This is a genomic window from Streptomyces sp. NBC_01190, assembly GCF_045039895.1.
Lineage (GTDB): Bacteria > Actinomycetota > Actinomycetes > Streptomycetales > Streptomycetaceae > Actinacidiphila.
Genome location: NZ_CP108580.1, coordinates 1,153,596 through 1,171,711, shown reverse-complemented (window position 1 = coordinate 1,171,711; position 18,116 = coordinate 1,153,596). Strand labels below are relative to the sequence as shown.

General features: G+C 72.8%; 18 protein-coding genes. 17 read left to right on the top strand and 1 reads right to left on the bottom strand.

Translation table 11 applies throughout. The features are described 5' to 3' along the window. Window positions 1-147: 147 nt before the first annotated feature. The 15 genes from OG519_RS04935 (at window position 148) to OG519_RS04865 (ending at window position 15,400) form a co-directional block, all read left to right on the top strand. A complete protein-coding gene (locus OG519_RS04935) occupies window positions 148-582 on the top strand; it encodes a DUF948 domain-containing protein (RefSeq protein ID WP_405579140.1) in 435 nt (144 codons plus the stop codon). A gap of 13 nt (window positions 583-595) precedes the next feature. Then, entirely contained in the window at window positions 596-1,045 is a 450-nt protein-coding gene (locus tag OG519_RS04930; RefSeq protein ID WP_405579137.1) for a DUF6167 family protein, read from the top strand. After that, window positions 1,045-3,714 carry an alanine--tRNA ligase gene (gene alaS, locus OG519_RS04925; protein ID WP_405579134.1) on the top strand — a complete coding sequence of 890 codons (2,670 nt, stop codon included), beginning with the start codon at window positions 1,045-1,047 and terminating at the stop codon, window positions 3,712-3,714. The genes OG519_RS04930 and alaS overlap by 1 nt, the downstream gene beginning before the upstream one ends. A 110-nt stretch (window positions 3,715-3,824) precedes the next feature. Beyond that, the gene (ruvX, locus tag OG519_RS04920) at window positions 3,825-4,289 is read left to right on the top strand and encodes a Holliday junction resolvase RuvX (protein ID WP_405592468.1); all 465 of its coding nucleotides are present in this window, start codon (window positions 3,825-3,827) and stop codon (window positions 4,287-4,289) included. A gap of 100 nt (window positions 4,290-4,389) precedes the next feature. Then, window positions 4,390-6,327 (top strand): endolytic transglycosylase MltG, encoded by a 1,938-nt coding sequence (gene mltG, locus OG519_RS04915; RefSeq protein WP_405579131.1) that lies wholly within the window; start codon window positions 4,390-4,392, stop codon window positions 6,325-6,327. Window positions 6,328-6,346: 19 nt separating this feature from the next. Continuing rightward, window positions 6,347-7,192 (top strand): shikimate dehydrogenase, encoded by an 846-nt coding sequence (locus OG519_RS04910; RefSeq protein ID WP_405579128.1) that lies wholly within the window; start codon window positions 6,347-6,349, stop codon window positions 7,190-7,192. Between the two features lie 133 nt (window positions 7,193-7,325). Next, on the top strand, window positions 7,326-8,510 hold the full coding sequence (gene aroC / locus OG519_RS04905; RefSeq protein WP_405579126.1) for a chorismate synthase: 1,185 nt from the start codon (window positions 7,326-7,328) through the stop codon (window positions 8,508-8,510). After that, window positions 8,507-9,037: a shikimate kinase gene (locus tag OG519_RS04900; RefSeq protein ID WP_405579123.1), complete on the top strand. Its 531-nt coding sequence runs from the start codon at window positions 8,507-8,509 to the stop codon at window positions 9,035-9,037. Before aroC ends, OG519_RS04900 begins: the two co-directional genes overlap by 4 nt. Continuing rightward, on the top strand, window positions 9,034-10,152 hold the full coding sequence (aroB, locus tag OG519_RS04895; protein ID WP_405579120.1) for a 3-dehydroquinate synthase: 1,119 nt from the start codon (window positions 9,034-9,036) through the stop codon (window positions 10,150-10,152). The genes OG519_RS04900 and aroB overlap by 4 nt, the downstream gene beginning before the upstream one ends. Next, window positions 10,149-10,592, top strand: coding sequence for a type II 3-dehydroquinate dehydratase (aroQ, locus tag OG519_RS04890; protein ID WP_405579118.1), 444 nt, complete (start codon window positions 10,149-10,151; stop codon window positions 10,590-10,592). The genes aroB and aroQ overlap by 4 nt, the downstream gene beginning before the upstream one ends. Before the next feature lie 213 nt (window positions 10,593-10,805). Next, the gene (locus OG519_RS04885; protein WP_405579115.1) at window positions 10,806-11,564 is read left to right on the top strand and encodes an AAA family ATPase; all 759 of its coding nucleotides are present in this window, start codon (window positions 10,806-10,808) and stop codon (window positions 11,562-11,564) included. Between the two features lie 90 nt (window positions 11,565-11,654). Next, window positions 11,655-12,764, top strand: coding sequence for an aminopeptidase P family protein (locus OG519_RS04880; RefSeq protein ID WP_405579112.1), 1,110 nt, complete (start codon window positions 11,655-11,657; stop codon window positions 12,762-12,764). Between the two features lie 52 nt (window positions 12,765-12,816). After that, window positions 12,817-13,383 carry an elongation factor P gene (efp, locus tag OG519_RS04875; protein ID WP_405579110.1) on the top strand — a complete coding sequence of 189 codons (567 nt, stop codon included), beginning with the start codon at window positions 12,817-12,819 and terminating at the stop codon, window positions 13,381-13,383. A gap of 2 nt (window positions 13,384-13,385) precedes the next feature. Then, window positions 13,386-13,811, top strand: a complete 426-nt coding sequence (gene nusB, locus OG519_RS04870; RefSeq protein ID WP_405579107.1) for a transcription antitermination factor NusB — start codon at window positions 13,386-13,388, stop codon at window positions 13,809-13,811. A 116-nt stretch (window positions 13,812-13,927) separates the two neighbouring features. Then, a complete protein-coding gene (locus tag OG519_RS04865) occupies window positions 13,928-15,400 on the top strand; it encodes a pyridoxal phosphate-dependent decarboxylase family protein (protein WP_405579104.1) in 1,473 nt (490 codons plus the stop codon). A 199-nt stretch (window positions 15,401-15,599) separates the two neighbouring features. Here OG519_RS04865 and bldD read toward each other — a convergent pair whose 3' ends face one another. Continuing rightward, window positions 15,600-16,100 (bottom strand): transcriptional regulator BldD, encoded by a 501-nt coding sequence (bldD, locus tag OG519_RS04860; RefSeq protein ID WP_093742816.1) that lies wholly within the window; start codon window positions 16,098-16,100, stop codon window positions 15,600-15,602. Window positions 16,101-16,296: 196 nt separating this feature from the next. Between bldD and pyrR the strand changes: the two genes are divergently transcribed. Both pyrR and OG519_RS04850 read left to right on the top strand, forming a co-directional pair. Then, a complete protein-coding gene (gene pyrR / locus OG519_RS04855; RefSeq protein ID WP_405579100.1) occupies window positions 16,297-17,004 on the top strand; it encodes a bifunctional pyr operon transcriptional regulator/uracil phosphoribosyltransferase PyrR in 708 nt (235 codons plus the stop codon). Between the two features lie 98 nt (window positions 17,005-17,102). After that, the gene (locus OG519_RS04850; RefSeq protein ID WP_405579097.1) at window positions 17,103-18,116 is read left to right on the top strand and encodes an aspartate carbamoyltransferase catalytic subunit; all 1,014 of its coding nucleotides are present in this window, start codon (window positions 17,103-17,105) and stop codon (window positions 18,114-18,116) included.

The following is an 18,116-nucleotide window of genomic DNA, read 5'->3' as shown; positions in this document are numbered from 1 at the left end:
CCACGCGGTACGGGTGCCAAGGCCCGGCGCGATAGGGTCGGAAGTCCCATCGGCGTGGTGGGCCACAGTAGACGAGCGGTACGGCGCAGTAGAACCAGCGGAACCACTGGTACCAGCGGAACGCGGAAGAACGAGGAGAGCGGCAGCGTGTCGGGTGGAGAGGTGGCCGGCCTGATCGTGGCGGTCTTCTGGGCGATCCTGGTGTCCTTCCTCGCCGTCGCGCTGGCCCGGCTGGCCCAGACGCTGAAGAGCGCCACCGAACTCGTGGCCGGGATCACCGAGCAGGCCGTACCGCTGCTCGGCGAGGCGTCCGAGGCGCTGCGCACCGCCTCAACCCAGCTCGACCGGGTGGACACCATCACCTCCGACGTCGCCGAGGTCACCGCCAACGCCTCCGCGCTCTCCTCCACCGTCGCCGCCGCCTTCGGCGGCCCCCTGGTGAAGGTCGCCGCCTTCGGATACGGCGTGCGGCGCGCGGTCGGCCTCCAGACCGGCGACGCCGGACGCGCCCGCGCCAGGACCGTCAAGGGCAAGGTGGTGCCCGCCACCCGGCGGGGCCGCCGCCATCGCACCGAGGACTGAGGGCTGAGAATCCATGTTTCGCCGCCTGTTCTGGTTCTGTACCGGCGCCGCCACCGGCGTCTGGGCCACCGTGAAGGTCAACCGCGCGCTGCGCCGGCTCAGCCCGGAGAGCCTCGCCGCGACCGCCGCCGACCGCGCGCTGGAGACCGGCGCGCGGCTGCGGCTCTTCGCCCATGACGTACGGGCCGGCATGGCCCAGCGCGAAGGCGAACTCCACGACGCCCTGGGCCTGCACGGCAAGGCCGAGACGCCCGGCCTGCCGCCGGCCCGCAGGGCTGCTCCCGGACTGCCCGGACTGCCCGGACTGCCCGGCCGGCAAGGACCGCAAGGCCGGCCCGGCCGGCCGGGCCCAGGCCCGTCAGCGGCCCAGGACTCCGACCTCCCGGCCCCGCGCAGGGGCCGCCCGCACGACGCCGCCCACGAGACGTACCACCCTCACGAAAACCGGAAGGACGAACACTGATGGAGTCGGCAGAAATCCGCCGCCGCTGGCTGCGCTTCTTCGAGGAGCGCGGGCACACCGTCGTGCCGTCGGCGTCCCTCATCGCCGACGATCCCACCCTGCTGCTGGTCCCGGCCGGCATGGTGCCCTTCAAGCCGTACTTCCTCGGCGAGGTCAAGCCGCCCTTCCCGCGCGCCACCAGTGTCCAGAAGTGCGTCCGCACCCCGGACATCGAAGAGGTCGGCAAGACCACCCGGCACGGCACGTTCTTCCAGATGTGCGGCAACTTCTCGTTCGGCGACTACTTCAAGGAAGACGCCATCAAGTACGCCTGGGAGCTGCTCACCGCGCCCCAGGACAAGGGCGGTTACGGCCTTGACGGCGACCGCCTGTGGATCACCGTCTACGAGCAGGACGACGAGGCCGAGGCCATCTGGCGCGACGTCATCGGCGTGCCCCCGGAGCGCATCCAGCGCCTCGGCATGGACACCAACTTCTGGTCCATGGGCGTGCCGGGACCCTGCGGCCCCTGCTCCGAGATCAACTACGACCGGGGCCCCGACTTCGGCGTCGAGGGCGGCCCGGCCGTCAACGACGAGCGGTACGTGGAGATCTGGAACCTGGTCTTCATGCAGTACGAGCGCGGCGCGGGCCAGAGCAAGAACGACTTCCCGATCCTCGGCGACCTGCCCGCCAAGAACATCGACACCGGCCTCGGCCTGGAACGCCTGGCGATGATCCTCCAGGGCGTACAGAACATGTACGAGACCGACAGCCTGCGGGTGGTCATCGACAAGGCCACCGAACTCACCGGCGTCCCCTACGGCCGCTCGCACGACACCGATGTGGCGCTGCGGGTCGTCGCCGACCACATCCGCACCTCCACCATGCTCATCGGCGACGGCGTCACCCCCGGCAACGAGGGCCGCGGCTATGTGCTGCGCCGCATCATGCGCCGCGCGATCCGCAATATGCGGCTGCTCGGCGCCACCGACACGGTCGCCGTCGACCTGGTCGACGTGGTGCTCACGAACATGGGTGAGGGGTACCCGGAGCTGCTCACCGACCGCAAGCGGATCGAGACGGTCGCGCTCGCGGAGGAGGCCGCGTTCCTCAAGACGCTGCGGGCCGGCACCAACATCCTGGACACCGCTGTCAGCGAGACCAAGGCGGGCGGCGGCAGCGTCCTCTCCGGCGACCAGGCGTTCCTGCTCCACGACACCTGGGGCTTCCCGATCGACCTCACCCTGGAGATGGCCGCGGAGCAGGGCCTGAGCGTGGACGAGACGGGCTTCCGCCGGCTCATGAAGGAGCAGCGGGACCGCGCCAAGGCCGACGCCCGCGCCAAGAAGACCGGCCACGCCGACCTCTCCGCCTACCGTGAGGTCGCCGACCGGACCGGCGGCACCGAGTTCACCGGCTACCTCCAGGACCACAACGAGGCCACCGTCGTCGGCCTGCTCGTGGACGGCCTGTCCGCACCGGCCGCCAGCGAGGGCGACGAGGTCGAGATCGTGCTCGACCGCACCCCCTTCTACGCCGAGGGCGGCGGCCAGCTCGCCGACACCGGCCGGATCCGGCTGGACACCGGCGCGGTGGTCGAGATCCGCGACGTCCAGCAGCCGGTGCCCGGTGTCAGCGTGCACAAGGGCGTCGTCCAGGTCGGCGAGGTCACCGTGGGCGCCGCCGCGCACGCCCAGATCGACCTGGTGCGCCGCCGGGCCATCGCCCGCGCGCACAGCGCCACCCATCTCACCCACCAGGCACTGCGTGACGCGCTCGGCCCCACCGCGGCCCAGGCCGGCTCGGAGAACTCACCCGGCCGCTTCCGCTTCGACTTCGGCTCTCCGGCGGCCGTGCCCGGCACCGTGCTCACCGACGTCGAGCAGAAGATCAACGAGGTGCTGGCCCGTGAACTCGACGTCACCGCCGAGGTGATGCCGATCGCCGAGGCCAAGAAGCAGGGCGCCATCGCCGAGTTCGGCGAGAAGTACGGCGAGCACGTCCGGGTCGTCACCATCGGCGACTTCTCCAAGGAGCTCTGCGGCGGCACCCACGTCCTCAACACCGCCCAGCTCGGCCTGGTCAAGCTGCTCGGCGAGTCCTCGATCGGCTCCGGGGTGCGCCGGGTCGAGGCCCTGGTCGGCGTCGACGCGTACAACTTCCTGGCCCGCGAGCACACCGTGGTCGCCCAGCTCACCGAACTGGTCAAGGGGCGCCCCGACGAGCTGCCCGACAAGATCTCCGGCATGCTCGCCAAGCTCAAGGAAGCCGAGAAGGAGATCGAGCGGTTCCGCGCCGAGAAGGTGCTCCAGGCGGCCGGCGGGCTCGCCGAGTCCGCCGCCGACGTCAAGGGCGTCGCCCTGGTGACCGCCTCCGTGCCGGACGGCACCGCCGCCGACGACCTGCGCCGGCTGGTGCTCGACGTCCGGCAGCGCGTCACCGGCGGCCGCCCGGCCGTGGTGGCCCTCTTCGCGGTGGCCAACGGCCGCCCGCTCACCGTCATCGCCACCAACGAGGCGGCCCGCGAGCGCGGCGTCCGGGCCGGCGAGCTGGTCCGTGCCGCGGCCAAGACGCTCGGTGGCGGCGGCGGCGGCAAGGACGACGTGGCCCAGGGCGGCGGCCAGCATCCGGCCGCCGTGCCGGACGCGATCGAGGCCGTGCGGCGGCTCGTCACCGAGACGGTGTGACGGCGTCCGCCATGACCGGAGAGGCCGCGGGGGACAGCCCGGAGCGCGGGGAAGCCGTCGGGACCGGGGAGACCGGTGCCGGTGCGGGCGGCGGCAGCGCGCCGCCGCCGATCCGGCGCGGGGTGCGGATCGCCCTCGACGTCGGGGACGCCCGGATCGGGGTCGCCTCCTGCGACCCCGGCGGGATCCTCGCCACCCCGGTGGAGACGGTCCCCGGCCGGGACGTGCCCGCCGCGCTGCGCCGGATCGCCGCGATCGTCGCGGAGTACCAGCCCATCGAGGTCGTCGTCGGGCTGCCCCGGTCGCTCAACGGGACCGAGGGCCCGGCGGCGGCGAAGGTGCGCGCCTTCACCCGAGATGTGGCGAAAGTCATCACCCCGGTGCCGATGCGGCTGGTCGACGAGCGGATGACCACGGTCACCGCCACCCAAGGCCTGCGTGCGTCCGGGGTGAAGGCGAGAAAGGGACGCTCCGTAGTCGATCAGGCGGCGGCGGTCATCATTCTCCAGAGCGCGCTCGACACCGAGCGCGTGTCGGGGAAAGCTCCGGGCGAGGGCGTCGAAGTAGTCATCTGATCGCGATACGGTAACGTTCCGCGCGACACGGCGGCGGCTACGGGTGCCGCCCGTTTCGCAGGGTCGGCAGACCACTGCCACCCGCGTACCAAGGGGATCGATGACTGACTATGGCCGGGGCTCCGGCTCCGAACCGTGGCATCCCGAGGACCCGCTCTTCGGCGATGCGTACGACCAGGGCCACGGCTATCAGCAGCCCGCTCAGCAACCTGAGCAGCAGCAGCAGCAGCACCAGCAGCAGGACGGCGGCTGGCAGGACCCGTACGCGTCCGGTCAGCAACCCCAGTACCCGCAGGACGGCTATCCCCAGCAGCAGTACCCGTACCCGCAGCAGCCGGAGGACCAGCACTACCCGCAGGGCCAGCAGCCGCAGCACCCGCAGCACCCCCAGCAGTACGCCCAGCAGCCGCAGCACCCCCAGCAGGGCTACCCGCGGCAGGGCGGCTACGACCCGTACGACACCGGCTCCCACCAGACCGGCGGCTACGGGCATCAGGATCCCTACGGCGGTCAGCAGCAGGACCCGTACGGAAGGCCCGATTTCTACGGGCAGAACGGCTACCCGCAGCAGCAGCCGCAGTACCCCCAGCAGCCTCAGCAGCCCGGGCTCCACCCCGGCCAGCAGATGCCGGGGGCGGGCCAGCCGCAGCAGGGCCAGCCGCACCATGGCGAACCCGCCCAGGCCCAGCCGCAGATGTTCGGGCAGCCGGGCCAACCGGGCCAGCAGCCGGGCCAGCCGGGCCGCCCCCTTCGGCAGCCGGGACCGCAGCAGCCGGAACGGCCGCGCGAGCCCGCCGCCGACCCGCTGCGTACCGCCCCGGACACCACCGGGAGCTGGGACACCGAGCAGGAGGACGACCCGCACGACCACGCCTTCTTCTCCGGCCACGACGCCGAGGACGAGCACGGCGACCCCTCGACCCCGGCGGTCGGCGGCCGGCGCGCGGGGAAGTCCCAGCCGAAGGGCGGCAAGAAGCGCCGCAGCGGCTGTGCCTGCGCCGTCGTCATGGTGGTCCTCGTCGGCGGTCTGTCCGGCGTCGGCTACTTCGGCTACTCCTTCTACGAGAGCCACTTCGGCCCGGCGCCCGACTACTCCGGACTCGGCACCACCGACGTCCAGGTGCAGATCCCGACCGGCTCCACCGCGACCACCATGGGCAACATCCTCAAGCAGGCGGGCGTCGTCAAAAGCGTGGACGCCTTCGTGACGGCGGCCAACAAGAACAGCAAGAGCCGCTCGATCCAGGCCGGGGTCTACGTCCTCAAGACACAGATGTCCGCTTCGGCCGCCATCACGATGATGCTCGACCCGAAGTCGCAGAGCGGGCTGATCATCCCCGAAGGCTGGCGTGACCAGCAGATCTACCAGGCGATCGACGCGCGGCTCGACCTGGCCAAGGGCAGCACGTACAAGATCGCCAAGGCCCAGGCGAAGAGCCTCGGTCTGCCCGCGTGGGCCGACACCAGCCCGGAGATCAAGGACCCGCTGGAAGGTTTCCTCTTCCCGTCGCGCTACAGCATCGCCAAGGGCATGAAGCCCGAGGACCTGCTCAAGCAGATGGTCGGCGAGGCGAAGGAGCAGTACGCCCAGTTCGACATGGCGGCCGAGGCACAGAAGCAGGGCCTGAAGACCCCGCTGCAACTGCTCACCGTGGCCAGCCTGGTGCAGGCCGAGGGCAAGACCGTCGACGACTACCGGAAGATGGCCGCGGTGGTCTACCACCGGATGGACGTGAGCAACCAGGAGACCCACGGCCTGCTCCAGTTCGACTCGACGTACAACTACATCAAGAGCGCCAGCAACACGAAGATCGCGCTCAAGGACATCCACTCGCTCGACGACCCGTACAACACCTACGTGGACAGGGGCCTGCCGCCGGGACCGATCGGCAACCCCGGACTCACCGCGCTCAAGGCCGCGATGAACCCCGACCCGGGCAACTGGTGGTACTTCATCTCGCTGGACAACAAGACCACCCGGTTCACCGAGACCAAGTCCGAGTTCGACAAGCTCTACCAGCAGTACAACTCCCAGTAGGACCAGGACGCCGCCTCCCGTGGACACCAACGGACAACCGGGCACCCGCCGTGCGGCCGTGCTCGGCTCGCCCATCGCGCACTCGCTCTCACCCGCGCTGCACCGCGCCGCCTACGCCGCCCTGGGGCTCGACCACTGGCGGTACGACCGGTTCGAGGTGGACGAGGCCGCGCTGCCCGGCTTCCTGGCCGGGCTCGACCCGGCCGAGTGGGCCGGTCTGTCCCTGACCATGCCGCTCAAACGGGCGGTGATCCCGCTGCTCGACACGATCAGCGACACCGCCGCCTCGGTCGAGGCCGCCAACACCGTGGTCCTCCGCCCCGACGGCAGCCGCCAAGGCGACAACACCGACATCCCCGGGATGGTCGCCGCGCTGCGCGAACGCGGCATCACCTCGGTGCGGTCCGCCGCCGTGCTCGGCGCCGGCGCCACCGCCTCCTCCGCGCTCGCCGCCCTCGCCCGGCTCGGCGCGGGCGAGGTCACCGCCTACGTCAGGGGACCGGCCCGCGCGGCGGAGATGCGCCAGTGGGGCGAGCGGCTCGGCGTTCCGGTGCGCACCGCGGAGTGGACCGACGCCGCCAAGGCGCTCGGCGAACCCCTGGTGATCGCCACCACACCGGCCGGCGCCGCCGACCATCTCGCCGGTGCCGTATCCGCACACCCCGGCATGCTCTTCGACGTCCTCTACGACCCCTGGCCGACCCCGCTCGCCGCCGCCTGGTCCGCCCGCGGCGGGGCCGTCACCGGCGGACTCGACCTGCTGGTCCACCAAGCGGTCCTCCAGGTCGAACAGCACACCGGCCGCGCCCCCGCGCCGCTGCCCGCCATCCGCGCGGCGGGCGAGGCGGCGCTCGCCGCGCACTGAGCCGAAGCTGCGCCGCCCGTCCATCCGCTGGATGCGCCTCCGGCAGCGGCGGCGGGCGTGGGAGGATCGGAGGAGAGCGCCCCGCACGCTGGTCCGGGGCGGCACATCCGGTGAAGACGTCGAGGGAGCACCGTTGAGCAGGTTGCGCTGGCTGACCGCGGGGGAGTCGCACGGCCCCGCACTCGTCGCGACGCTGGAGGGGCTGCCCGCGGGCATCCCCGTCACCACCGACCTGGTGGCGGACGCACTGGCCCGCCGTCGGCTCGGGTACGGACGCGGCGCCCGGATGAAGTTCGAGCGGGACGAGGTCACCTTCCTCGGCGGCGTGCGGCACGGACTGACCATAGGCAGCCCGGTGGCCGTGATGGTCGGCAACACCGAGTGGCCCAAGTGGGAGCAGGTCATGGCGGCCGACCCGGTGGACCCGGAGATCCTGGCCGGCCTCGCCCGCAACGCCCCGCTGACCCGGCCCCGCCCCGGCCACGCCGACCTGGCCGGCATGCAGAAGTACGACCTGGACGAGGCGCGCCCGGTGCTGGAGCGGGCCAGCGCCCGGGAGACCGCGGCCCGGGTGGCGCTCGGCGCGATCGCCCGCTCCTACCTCAAGGAGACCGCGGGCATCGAGATCGTCTCCCACGTGGTGGAGCTCGCCAAGGCCAGGGCACCGCACGGCGTCCTGCCGGTCCCCGCCGACCAGGAGCGGCTCGACGCCGACCCGGTGCGCTGCCTGGACGCCGACGCGAGCGACGCGATGGTCGCCGAGATCGACCAGGCCCACAAGGACGGCGACACCCTCGGCGGCGTGGTCGAGGTGCTCGCCTACGGGGTGCCGGTCGGCCTCGGCTCACACGTCCACTGGGACCGCCGGCTCGACGCCCGGCTGGCCGCGGCCCTGATGGGCATCCAGGCCATCAAGGGCGTCGAACTCGGCGACGGCTTCGACCTCGCCCGGGTGCCCGGCTCGCAGGCCCACGACGAGATCGTCCCCACCCCCGACGGCATCCGCCGCTCCACCGGCCGCTCCGGCGGCACCGAGGGCGGCATCACCACCGGCGAGGTGCTGCGGGTACGGGCCGCGATGAAGCCCATCGCTACCGTGCCGAAGGCGCTGGCCACCATCGACGTCACCACCGGCGAGGTCGCCCCGGCCCACCACCAGCGCTCCGACGTGTGCGCGGTCCCGGCGGCGGGCATCGTCGCCGAGGCCATGGTCGCCCTGGTGCTCGCCGACGCGGTCGCCGAGAAGTTCGGCGGCGACTCGGTGGCCCAGACCCGCCGCAACGTGACCGACTTCCTCGACCACCTGGCCATCCGGTGACCGCCGCCGCGGGCGGCCCGCCCGCCGTCGTCCTGGTCGGCCCGCCGGGAGCCGGCAAGAGCACCGTCGGCCGGGAACTCGCCGGCCACCTCGGTGTCACCTACCGTGACACCGACGCCGACATCGAGGCCCTGGCGGGCAAGCCCATCGCCGAGATCTTCTTCGACGAGGGCGAACCGCACTTCCGCGACCTGGAACGCGCCGCCGTCCGCGACGCGCTGGCCGGCCACGACGGAGTCCTCTCCCTCGGCGGCGGCGCCGTCATGGACGACGGCACCCGCGCGCTGCTCACCGGCCTGCCGGTGATCTTCCTCGATGTGAGCCTGCACGACGCGGTGCGCCGGGTGGGCCTCGACGCGCCCCGCCCGCTGCTCGCCGTCAACCCCCGGCAGCGCTGGCGTGAGCTGATGGAGCGGCGCCGGCCGCTCTACACCGAAGTGGCCCGGGTCGTGGTCAGCACCGACGACCGGACCCCGCAGGCCGTGGCCGCGGCCGTACTCGACGCACTCCAACTGAAGGACGCATGAGCGACAACACCCCGTCGTGGCCGGCCGACGCGCCGCCCACCCGCATCCAGGTCGGCGCCACCGCGGGCACCGAGCCGTACGAGGTGCTCGTCGGCCACCAGTTGCTCGGTGAACTGCCCGGACTGATCGGCCCCGGGGCGACCCGGGTGGCCGTGCTGCACCCGGAGGCGCTGGCCGGCACCGGCGAGGCGGTCCGCGACGACCTCGCCGAGCAGGGCTACCAGGCCATCGCCATCCAGCTTCCCAACGCCGAGGAGGCGAAGACCGTGGAGGTCGCCGCCTACTGCTGGAAGGCGCTCGGCCAGACCGGCTTCACCCGCAACGACGTCATCGTCGGCATCGGCGGCGGCGCCACCACCGACCTGGCCGGCTTCGTCGCCGCGACCTGGCTGCGCGGAGTGCGCTGGATCGCGGTGCCCACCACCGTGCTCGGCATGGTGGACGCGGCCGTCGGCGGCAAGACCGGCATCAACACCGCCGAGGGCAAGAACCTCGTCGGCGCCTTCTACCCGCCGGCCGGCGTGCTGTGCGACCTCGCCGCTCTCGAAACCCTGGCCGCCAACGACTACGTCAGCGGTCTCGCCGAAGTCATCAAGGCCGGTTTCATCGCCGACCCGGCCATCCTCGACCTGATCGAGGCCGACCCGGCCGCCGCCCGCGACCCCCGCGGCCCGCACACCGCGGAACTCATCGAGCGTTCCATCCGGGTCAAGGCGGAGGTGGTCTCCGCCGACCTCAAGGAGTCCGGTCTGCGGGAGATCCTCAACTACGGCCACACCCTCGCGCACGCCATCGAGAAGAACGAGCGCTACAACTGGCGGCACGGCGCCGCGGTCTCGGTCGGTATGGTCTTCGCCGCCGAACTCGGCCGCCTCGCCGGCCGGCTGGACGACGCCACCGCCGACCGGCACCGCAGCGTCCTGGCGTCGGTCGGGCTGCCGCTGACCTACCGCGGCGACCAGTGGCCGAAGCTGGTGGAGACCATGAAGGTGGACAAGAAGTCCCGCGGCGACATGCTGCGCTTCGTGGTCCTCGACGGCCTCGCCAGGCCGACCCTGCTGGAGGGACCCGACCCCGCGGTGCTGCTGGCGGCCTACGGGGAGGTGTCCTCGTGAGCCGCCCGGTCCTGGTGCTCAACGGCCCCAACCTCGGCCGCCTCGGCTCCCGCGAGCCCGATGTCTACGGCGCCACCTCGTACGCGGGACTGGTCGAGGAGTGCGGCAAGGTCGGCGCCGAACTCGGCTTCGAGGTGGAGGTCCGGGAGACCAATGACGAGGGCGAGCTGATCCGCTGGCTGCACGAGGCCGCCGACGGCCGTATCCCGGTGGTGCTCAACCCGGGGGCGTTCACCCACTATTCGTACGCCATGCGGGACGCGGCGGCGCAGCGCACCGCGCCGCTGATCGAGGTGCACATCTCCAACCCGTACGCGCGCGAGGAGTTCCGGCACACCTCGGTGGTGGCGGCGGTGGCCTCCGGCACGGTGGCGGGCTTCGGGATCGGCTCCTACCGGCTGGCCCTGCGCGCCCTCGCTGAGGAACTGCCGCCGGCCTGAGCCGCGCGCCTGAGCCGCCGGCCTGAGCCGCGCGCCTGAGCCGCCCGCCTGAACGGCGTGCCGAGGCACCACGGGACCGGGCCCCGCGCCCGGCCACCCGGGGCCCGGCACCCGTTCACCACGGCGACGAGGACGCCCTGTAGCGTTCGTTGTCGGCGGCGCCGACCGCCGCTCAGCAGGCAGGACGACCGGTGCGGGACGGAGTGGGGCGAGATGCGGCATCCGGTGGGGCCGGGCGGCCCCGACCCGCTTCCCGGGCAGGCGGCGGCCCCGGCTCCCGGCGCGAACGCCACCGGGCAGTTCCCGCCGGCCGCCCCGGCCCCGATGATCCCGCAGGCGCCCGTCCAGGCCCCCGCCCCGCAGGCCCCCCAGCCGGCCGCCCCCTACCCCGGCGGCCCGCCCGCAGCACCCGCGGGGGGCCCGATAGCCGTCCTGCTGATCGGCGCGGCCGGCGCGGGCAAGACCACCGTCGCCCGGCACTGGGCCGGCCGGCGCGCCGCCCCGACCGCGCACATCAGCCTCGACGACGTCCGCGAGTGGGTGCGGTCCGGTTTCGCCGACCCGCAGGCCGGCTGGAACGAGCACTCCGAGGCCCAGTACCGGCTGGCCCGGCGCACCTGCGGCTTCGCCGCCCGCAACTTCCTGGCCAACGGCGTCTCCTGCATCATCGACGACGCCGTCTTCCCCGACTGGCCCGCCGTCGGCCTCGGCGGCTGGAAACGCCACGTCGGTCCCGGCCTGCTCCCCGTCGTCCTGCTGCCCGGCCTCGACGTGGTCCTGCGCCGCAACGCGGAACGGACCGGCAACCGCCGCCTCTCGGACGAGGAGGTGGCCCGGATCCACGGCCGGATGGCCGGCTGGTACGGCTCCGGGCTGCCCATCATCGACAACTCCCAACTCGACGTCCCCGCCGCGGCGGCGGCCCTCGACCGGGTGGTGGCCCGGGCGGCCGAGGGCCCGCCGCTCTGGTAGCCGCGCAGGCGGGCTCCCGTCCGCCGGACAGGTCCACGGTCGGACGTACAACACCGGGCCCCGGCCGGGCGCACACCGTAGGCTCACCGCATGGCCGACGTGCATACGACCCGCAGGGCACGGTTGCGCGACCGGTGCGCGGCCGGCGGGGTCACCGCCGCCCTGGTGACGGGGAACGCCAATGTGCGCTACCTGACCGGCTGCGCCCCGCAGGGGGCCGCGCTGCTGGTCGGGCCCGGCCCGGAGGACACCCTGGTACACCTGCGCCCGCCGCCGGACGACCCCGACCAGGGCGAGCCGCCGGAGGACCTGCGGTCGATCGTGCTGTCCAGCCCGGAGGGCGACGCCGCGGTCACCGCCGCCGAACTGGCCAGGCGGCTGCACGCCGAGTCGCTCGCCGTCGAGGAGCACCACCTCACCGTCACCCGGCACCGGGCCGTCCGGCTGGCCACCGGCGGGCTGCCGCTGTCCGACCTCGGCGGAGCGGTCGAACAGCTCCGGCTGGTCAAGGACGAGCACGAGATCGGCGCGCTGCGGATAGCGGCCGAGATCGCCGACCAGGCCCTCGGCGAGCTGCTCGAATCGATCCTGGTCGGCCGGACCGAACGGCACCTCGCCCTGGAGCTCGAACGGCGACTGGTCGACCACGGGGCGGAGGGGGCCGCCTTCGCCACCTCGGTCGGCACCGGGCCGAACTCCGGCACCGCCCGCCATGTGCCCACCGACCGCCGGGTGGAGGAGGGCGACTTCCTCACCGTCCGGCTCGGCGCCCGCTACCGCGGCTACCGCTGCGAGGTCGGCCGGACCTTTGTCATCGGGACCGCCCCCGCCTCCTGGCAGATCGAACTCTACGAGCTGGTCTTCGAGGCCCAGCGGGCCGGCCGCCAGGCGCTGGTACCCGGTGTGGCCTGCCGCGACGTCGACCGGGCCACCCGGCAGCCGCTGATCGCCGCCGGGCACGCCGACGGCCTGGCGCCCTGGTCCGGCCACGGTGTGGGGCTGGAAATCGACGAGGACCCTCGGTTGTCCCCCGCGGCCATGGGTAAGCTGGACGCCTGCGTGCCGGTCACCGTCGAACCGGGAGTTCACCTTCCGGGCCGCGGCGGCGTCCGGATCGACGACACGCTCGTCGTCCGCCCGTCGGCGGACGGTGGGCCCGAGCTACTCACCATCACGACCAAGGAACTGCTCGCCCTGTGACGGGGGCGGGATCCCTGGTCCCGAAGCAGCACTTTCAGGAGATTCCGCAACCGTGGCCACCACGAACGACCTCAAGAACGGCCTCGTGCTCAAGCTCGACGGCGACCAGCTCTGGACCGTTGTCGAATTCCAGCACGTCAAGCCCGGCAAGGGCCCCGCCTTCGTGCGTACCAAGCTGAAGCACGTGCTCTCGGGGAAGGTCGTCGACAAGACCTTCAACGCGGGCCTGAAGGTGGAGACCGCCAACGTCGACAAGCGCGGCATGCAGTTCTCCTACAAGGACGGCAGCGACTTCGTCTTCATGGACACCCAGACGTACGACCAGATCAACGTCACCCCCGAGGTGGTCGGCGACGCCGCCAACTACCTGCTGGAGGGTTTCGAGGCCGTCGTCGCGATGTACGAGGGCGCGCCGCTCTACATCGAACTGCCCGCCTCCGTCGAGCTGGTCATCGAGTACACCGAGCCCGGTGTGCAGGGCGACCGCTCCACCGGTGGCTCCAAGCCCGCCCGCCTGGAGACCGGCTACGAGATCGGCGTGCCCCTGTTCATCACCACGGGTGAAAAGGTCAAGGTCGACACCCGCACGGGCGACTACCTCGGCCGGGTGAACAGCTAGCCGTGGCTGCCCGGAACAAGGCCCGAAAGCGCGCTTTCCAGATCCTCTTCGAGGCGGAGCAGCGGGGGGCGACCCCCACCACCGTCATGGCGGACTGGATCCGGCTCGCCCGGACCGACGACCGGCAGCCGCCGGTCACCGAGTACACGACACAGCTCGTCGAGGGGTACGAGGCACACGCCCGCCGCATCGACGAACTGCTCTCCGGTTACTCGGTCGGCTGGACGCTCGACCGGATGCCGGCGGTCGACCGCAATGTGCTCCGGCTCGGCACGTACGAGCTGCTCTGGGAGGACGACGTTCCGGACGCGGTGGTGCTGGACGAGGCGGTGCAGCTCGCCAAGGAGTTCTCCACCGACGAGTCACCCTCCTTCGTCAACGGGCTGCTCGGCCGGCTGATGGAGCTCAAGCCGACGCTCATACGCTGAAGGCGGCGCCCACGACCGCGGCTCGGCCCCGATGACCAGGCCCGACAGCAGAAGGTGCACGAAATTCTGCTGCGGGCCTGGTGTGTGCCCGGTGGACTGTCCTAGATTCCCGGTTCATGTCGTCGCCGCAGCCGCCGAACGTGCCCCGCAGTGAAACCGCAGCCCTGCCGGCCGACCTCGCCGCGCTGCGGGCAGCCGATCTGCCGGTGCACGGCGGGCGGACCATGGCCTATGTCTACGACGCGGGGATCGCCGGCCTCGACGAGCTGGCCGCCGGGGCGCACGCCGCCTTCGCCGGCGTCAACGGCCTCGACATGACCGTCTTCCCGAGCGTCGTCACGCTGGAGAACGAGGTGGTCGGCCGGGCCGCCGCACTGCTCGGCGGCGGTGAGCGGACGGCCGGCACCTTCACCAGCGGCGGCACCGAGAGCTGTCTGCTGGCCGTGCTCACCGCGCGGGAGCACGCCCATCGCACCCGGGGCGTGCGCCGGCCGGAGATCGTGCTGCCGGTCACCGCGCACGCCGCCTTCCACAAGGCCGCCCATCTCTTCGGACTCACCGTGGTCACCGTGCCGGTGCACCCGCGGACCTTCCGGGTGGCGGCCTCGGACCTGGCCGCCGCGCTCACCGACGACACCGCGCTCGCCGTGGTCTCCGCGCCCTCGTACGCGCACGGGGTGATCGACCCGGTGGCCGAGGTGGCGGCGGCCGCCGCCACGCGCGGCGTGCTGTGCCATGTGGACGCCTGCATCGGCGGCTGGTACCTCGGGCACCGCAGGCTGGCCGCCGACATCCCGCCGCCGCCCGCCTTCGACCTCGCGGTGCCCGGGGTGACCTCGCTCTCCGTCGATCTGCACAAGTACGGCTACACGCCCAAGGGCGCCTCGGTGCTGCTCTTCCGGGACGCCGAGCTGCGCCGCCACGGATGGTTCGCGCACGCGTCCTGGCCGGGCTACCCGGTGGTCAACACCACGCTCCAGGGCACCAAGTCGGCCGGGCCGCTCGCCGCGGCGTGGGCGGTGCTGCGGGAGGTGGGCACCGCGGGTTACACCGAACTGTCCCGCCGGGTGCATCTGGCCACCCGTCAACTCATCGAAGGCATCGGGCGGATCGAGGGGCTGCGGGTGCTCGGCGCTCCGGACGCGTCCCTGGTGGCGGTGGCCTCGGACGACCCGGACCTCGACCCCTTCGTGGTCGCCGACGAGATGCGGTCGCGCGGCTGGTACCTCCAGCCGCAGCCCGCCTTCGCCGGCTCGCCGCCCAACCTGCATCTGACGGTGACGGCGGCGGTCGCCGCTCCGGAGCGGATCGCCGAGCTGCTCGCCGAACTCGGCGCGGCCACGATCCGTGCCCGCGCGCTCGGCCCGACCGGTGTGGACCCGGCCGTGGTGGCCCTCGCGGCGGCGCTCGATCCCGACACCCTCGGCCCGCACGAGGTCGCGGCGGCCCTGGAACTGGCCGGCGTCTCGGCCGACGGCGCCCTCCCGGCCCGGATGGCACCCGTCCTGGCCGTCCTCCAGGCCCTGCCGCCCCGGCTGACCGAGCGCCTCCTCCCGGAGCTCCTGGGCCGCCTCTACGCCCTCTCCTAGGCCCGCGCGGGCCCGCCGGTGCGCCCGGCCGCCGGTGCGCCCGGCTCGACGGGCGGCGCGGACGGGACACAGCGGCCGGCACAGCCGGCACCGTCGGCACCACCAGCCCCGAAAACGCGGCCGCCCGGCTCAGCACCCTCCGGGGAGGGGCCGAGCCGGGCAGGCGGGACGTTTCTGCATCAAGGGCCCAGAAGCGGGCTCACGCCTCTTCGTGCTGGACGGCGCGGCGGGCGTCGGCGTCCAGCACGCCCCAGGCGATCAGGTGCTCGGTGAGGACCGAGGGCGACTGGTCGTAGATCACCGCGAGGGTGCGCAGGTCGTCCTGGCGGATCGAGAGGACCTTGCCGTTGTAGTCGCCGCGCTGGCTCTGGATGGTGGCCGCGTAACGCTGCAAGGGGCCGGCCTTCTCCGGCGGGACCTGGGACAGCCGCTCCAGGTCGAGCACCAGCTTCGGCGGCGGCTCGGCGGCCCCGCCGGGGGTGGTGCCCGGCAGCAGCTCCTGGACGGGCACGCCGTAGAAGTCGGCGAGCTCGGCGAGGCGCTGCACGGTCACGGCGCGGTCGCCGCGCTCGTACGACCCGACGACCACGGCCTTCCAGCGGCCCTGGGACTTCTCCTCGACGCCGTGCAGGGACAGGCCCTGCTGCGTGCGGATGGCCCGGAGCTTGGCTCCGAGCTGCTTGGCGTAATCGCTGGACATATGGCTCCCCGGACGAAACTCGGTGACTCACTGTGAGGTTACGCAGCGTAATCCGTGCTCGTCAAGCCGAAAGGGTCCGTCAGGTCTCTGACCAGGGCCGCTCGGGGTCGTACCGGCCCCACCTGGTACGCTCCAATCGTAGCTCTGACGTCCTTTAACGCCCGTCCCGTGAGGCGGGGAAGGAGGTCCCCGGCTGATGGCCGAAGACCGCACCACCCAGCACGGCTCCAGTGAGAAACCCGACCTCCGCGACGGCGGCGGCGACGCCGCGTCGGCACGTCCCGTACTCGAAGCCCCCGACATGGCGCGGGTGCTCACCCGTATCGCCCACGAGGTCGTCGAACGCGCCAAGGGCGCCGACGACGTGATGCTGCTCGGCATCCCCACCCGCGGTGTCTTCCTTGCCCGCAGGCTCGCCGCCAAGCTCGCCGAGATCACCGGCCGGACCACCGACGTCGGCTCGCTCGACATCACGATGTACCGCGACGACCTGCGGCTGCACCCGCCGCGCGCGCTGGCCAGGACCGAGATCCCCGGCGGCGGAATCGACGGGCGCCTGGTCGTCCTCGTCGACGACGTGCTCTTCTCGGGTCGCACCATCCGCGCCGCCCTCGACGCCCTCAACGACATCGGCCGCCCCCGCGCGGTCCAGCTCGCCGTGCTGGTCGACCGCGGCCACCGTGAGCTGCCGATCAGGGCCGACTACGTGGGCAAGAACCTGCCCACCTCGCTGCGCGAGACCGTCCGGGTGCTGCTCACCGAGGAGGACGGCCGGGACAGCGTGCTGCTCGGCCAGCGGGCGCCCGGGCAGGACGCGGGCGAACCCGGTCGCCGCCATGACCACGGCCGGCCCCCGAAGGACATCAACGCGTCGTCGGCCGCAGGGCCGCTCGCGGACCGTTAGCGCGCCTTCGCCGGCCCCCCGTACGGGGTTCGGCGCTTTCGCGCGCCCGCGTCCGCCCACCAGCACCGTCCGGCCCGCCCAGCACCCCGGAGTCACCTTTGAAGCGCCATCTGATCTCGGCCGCCGACCTCACCCGTGACGACGCCATCCTCGTTCTCGACACCGCCGAGGAGATGGCCCGCGTCGCCGACCGGCCGATCAAGAAACTGCCCACCCTGCGCGGCCGGACCGTGGTGAACCTCTTCTTCGAGGACTCCACCCGCACCCGGATCTCCTTCGAGGCCGCCGCCAAGCGCCTGTCCGCCGACGTCATCAACTTCTCCGCCAAGGGCTCCTCGGTCTCCAAGGGCGAGTCCCTGAAGGACACCGCGCTGACCCTGGAGGCGATGGGCGCCGACGCGGTGGTGATCCGGCACCACTCCTCCGGCGCCCCGCACCGGCTGGCCACCTCCGGCTGGATCAACTCCTCGGTGGTCAACGCCGGCGACGGCACCCACGAGCACCCGACCCAGGCGCTGCTCGACGCCTTCACCATGCGCCGCCACCTCTCCGGCGTCGGCCGGGACCTCGACGGCCGCCGGATCACCATCGTGGGCGACATCCTGCACAGCCGGGTGGCCCGCTCCAACGTGCTGCTGCTCACCACCCTGGGCGCCCAGGTGACGCTGGTCGCCCCGCCCACCCTGCTGCCGATCGGCGTCGAGCACTGGCCGTGCGAGGTGTCCTACGACCTGGACGCGGTGCTCGCCAAGTCCGACGCGGTGATGATGCTGCGGGTCCAGCGGGAGCGGATGAACGCCGCCTTCTTCCCCACCGAGCGTGAGTACGCGCGCCGCTACGGTCTCGACGGCAGCCGGATGGCGGCGCTGCCCCCGCACGCCATCGTGATGCACCCGGGGCCGATGAACCGCGGTATGGAGATCACCGCCGAGGTCGCCGACTCACCGCGCTGCACCGCCGTCGAGCAGGTCGCCAACGGCGTCAGCACCCGGATGGCCGTCCTCTACCTGCTGCTCGGCGGCTCCGAGCCGGCCATCTCCACCAGCCGCGGCGAGAGCGCCCGTACCGAGCCCGACCGCACCGAGACCGCACGTACCGAGGAGAGCGACTAA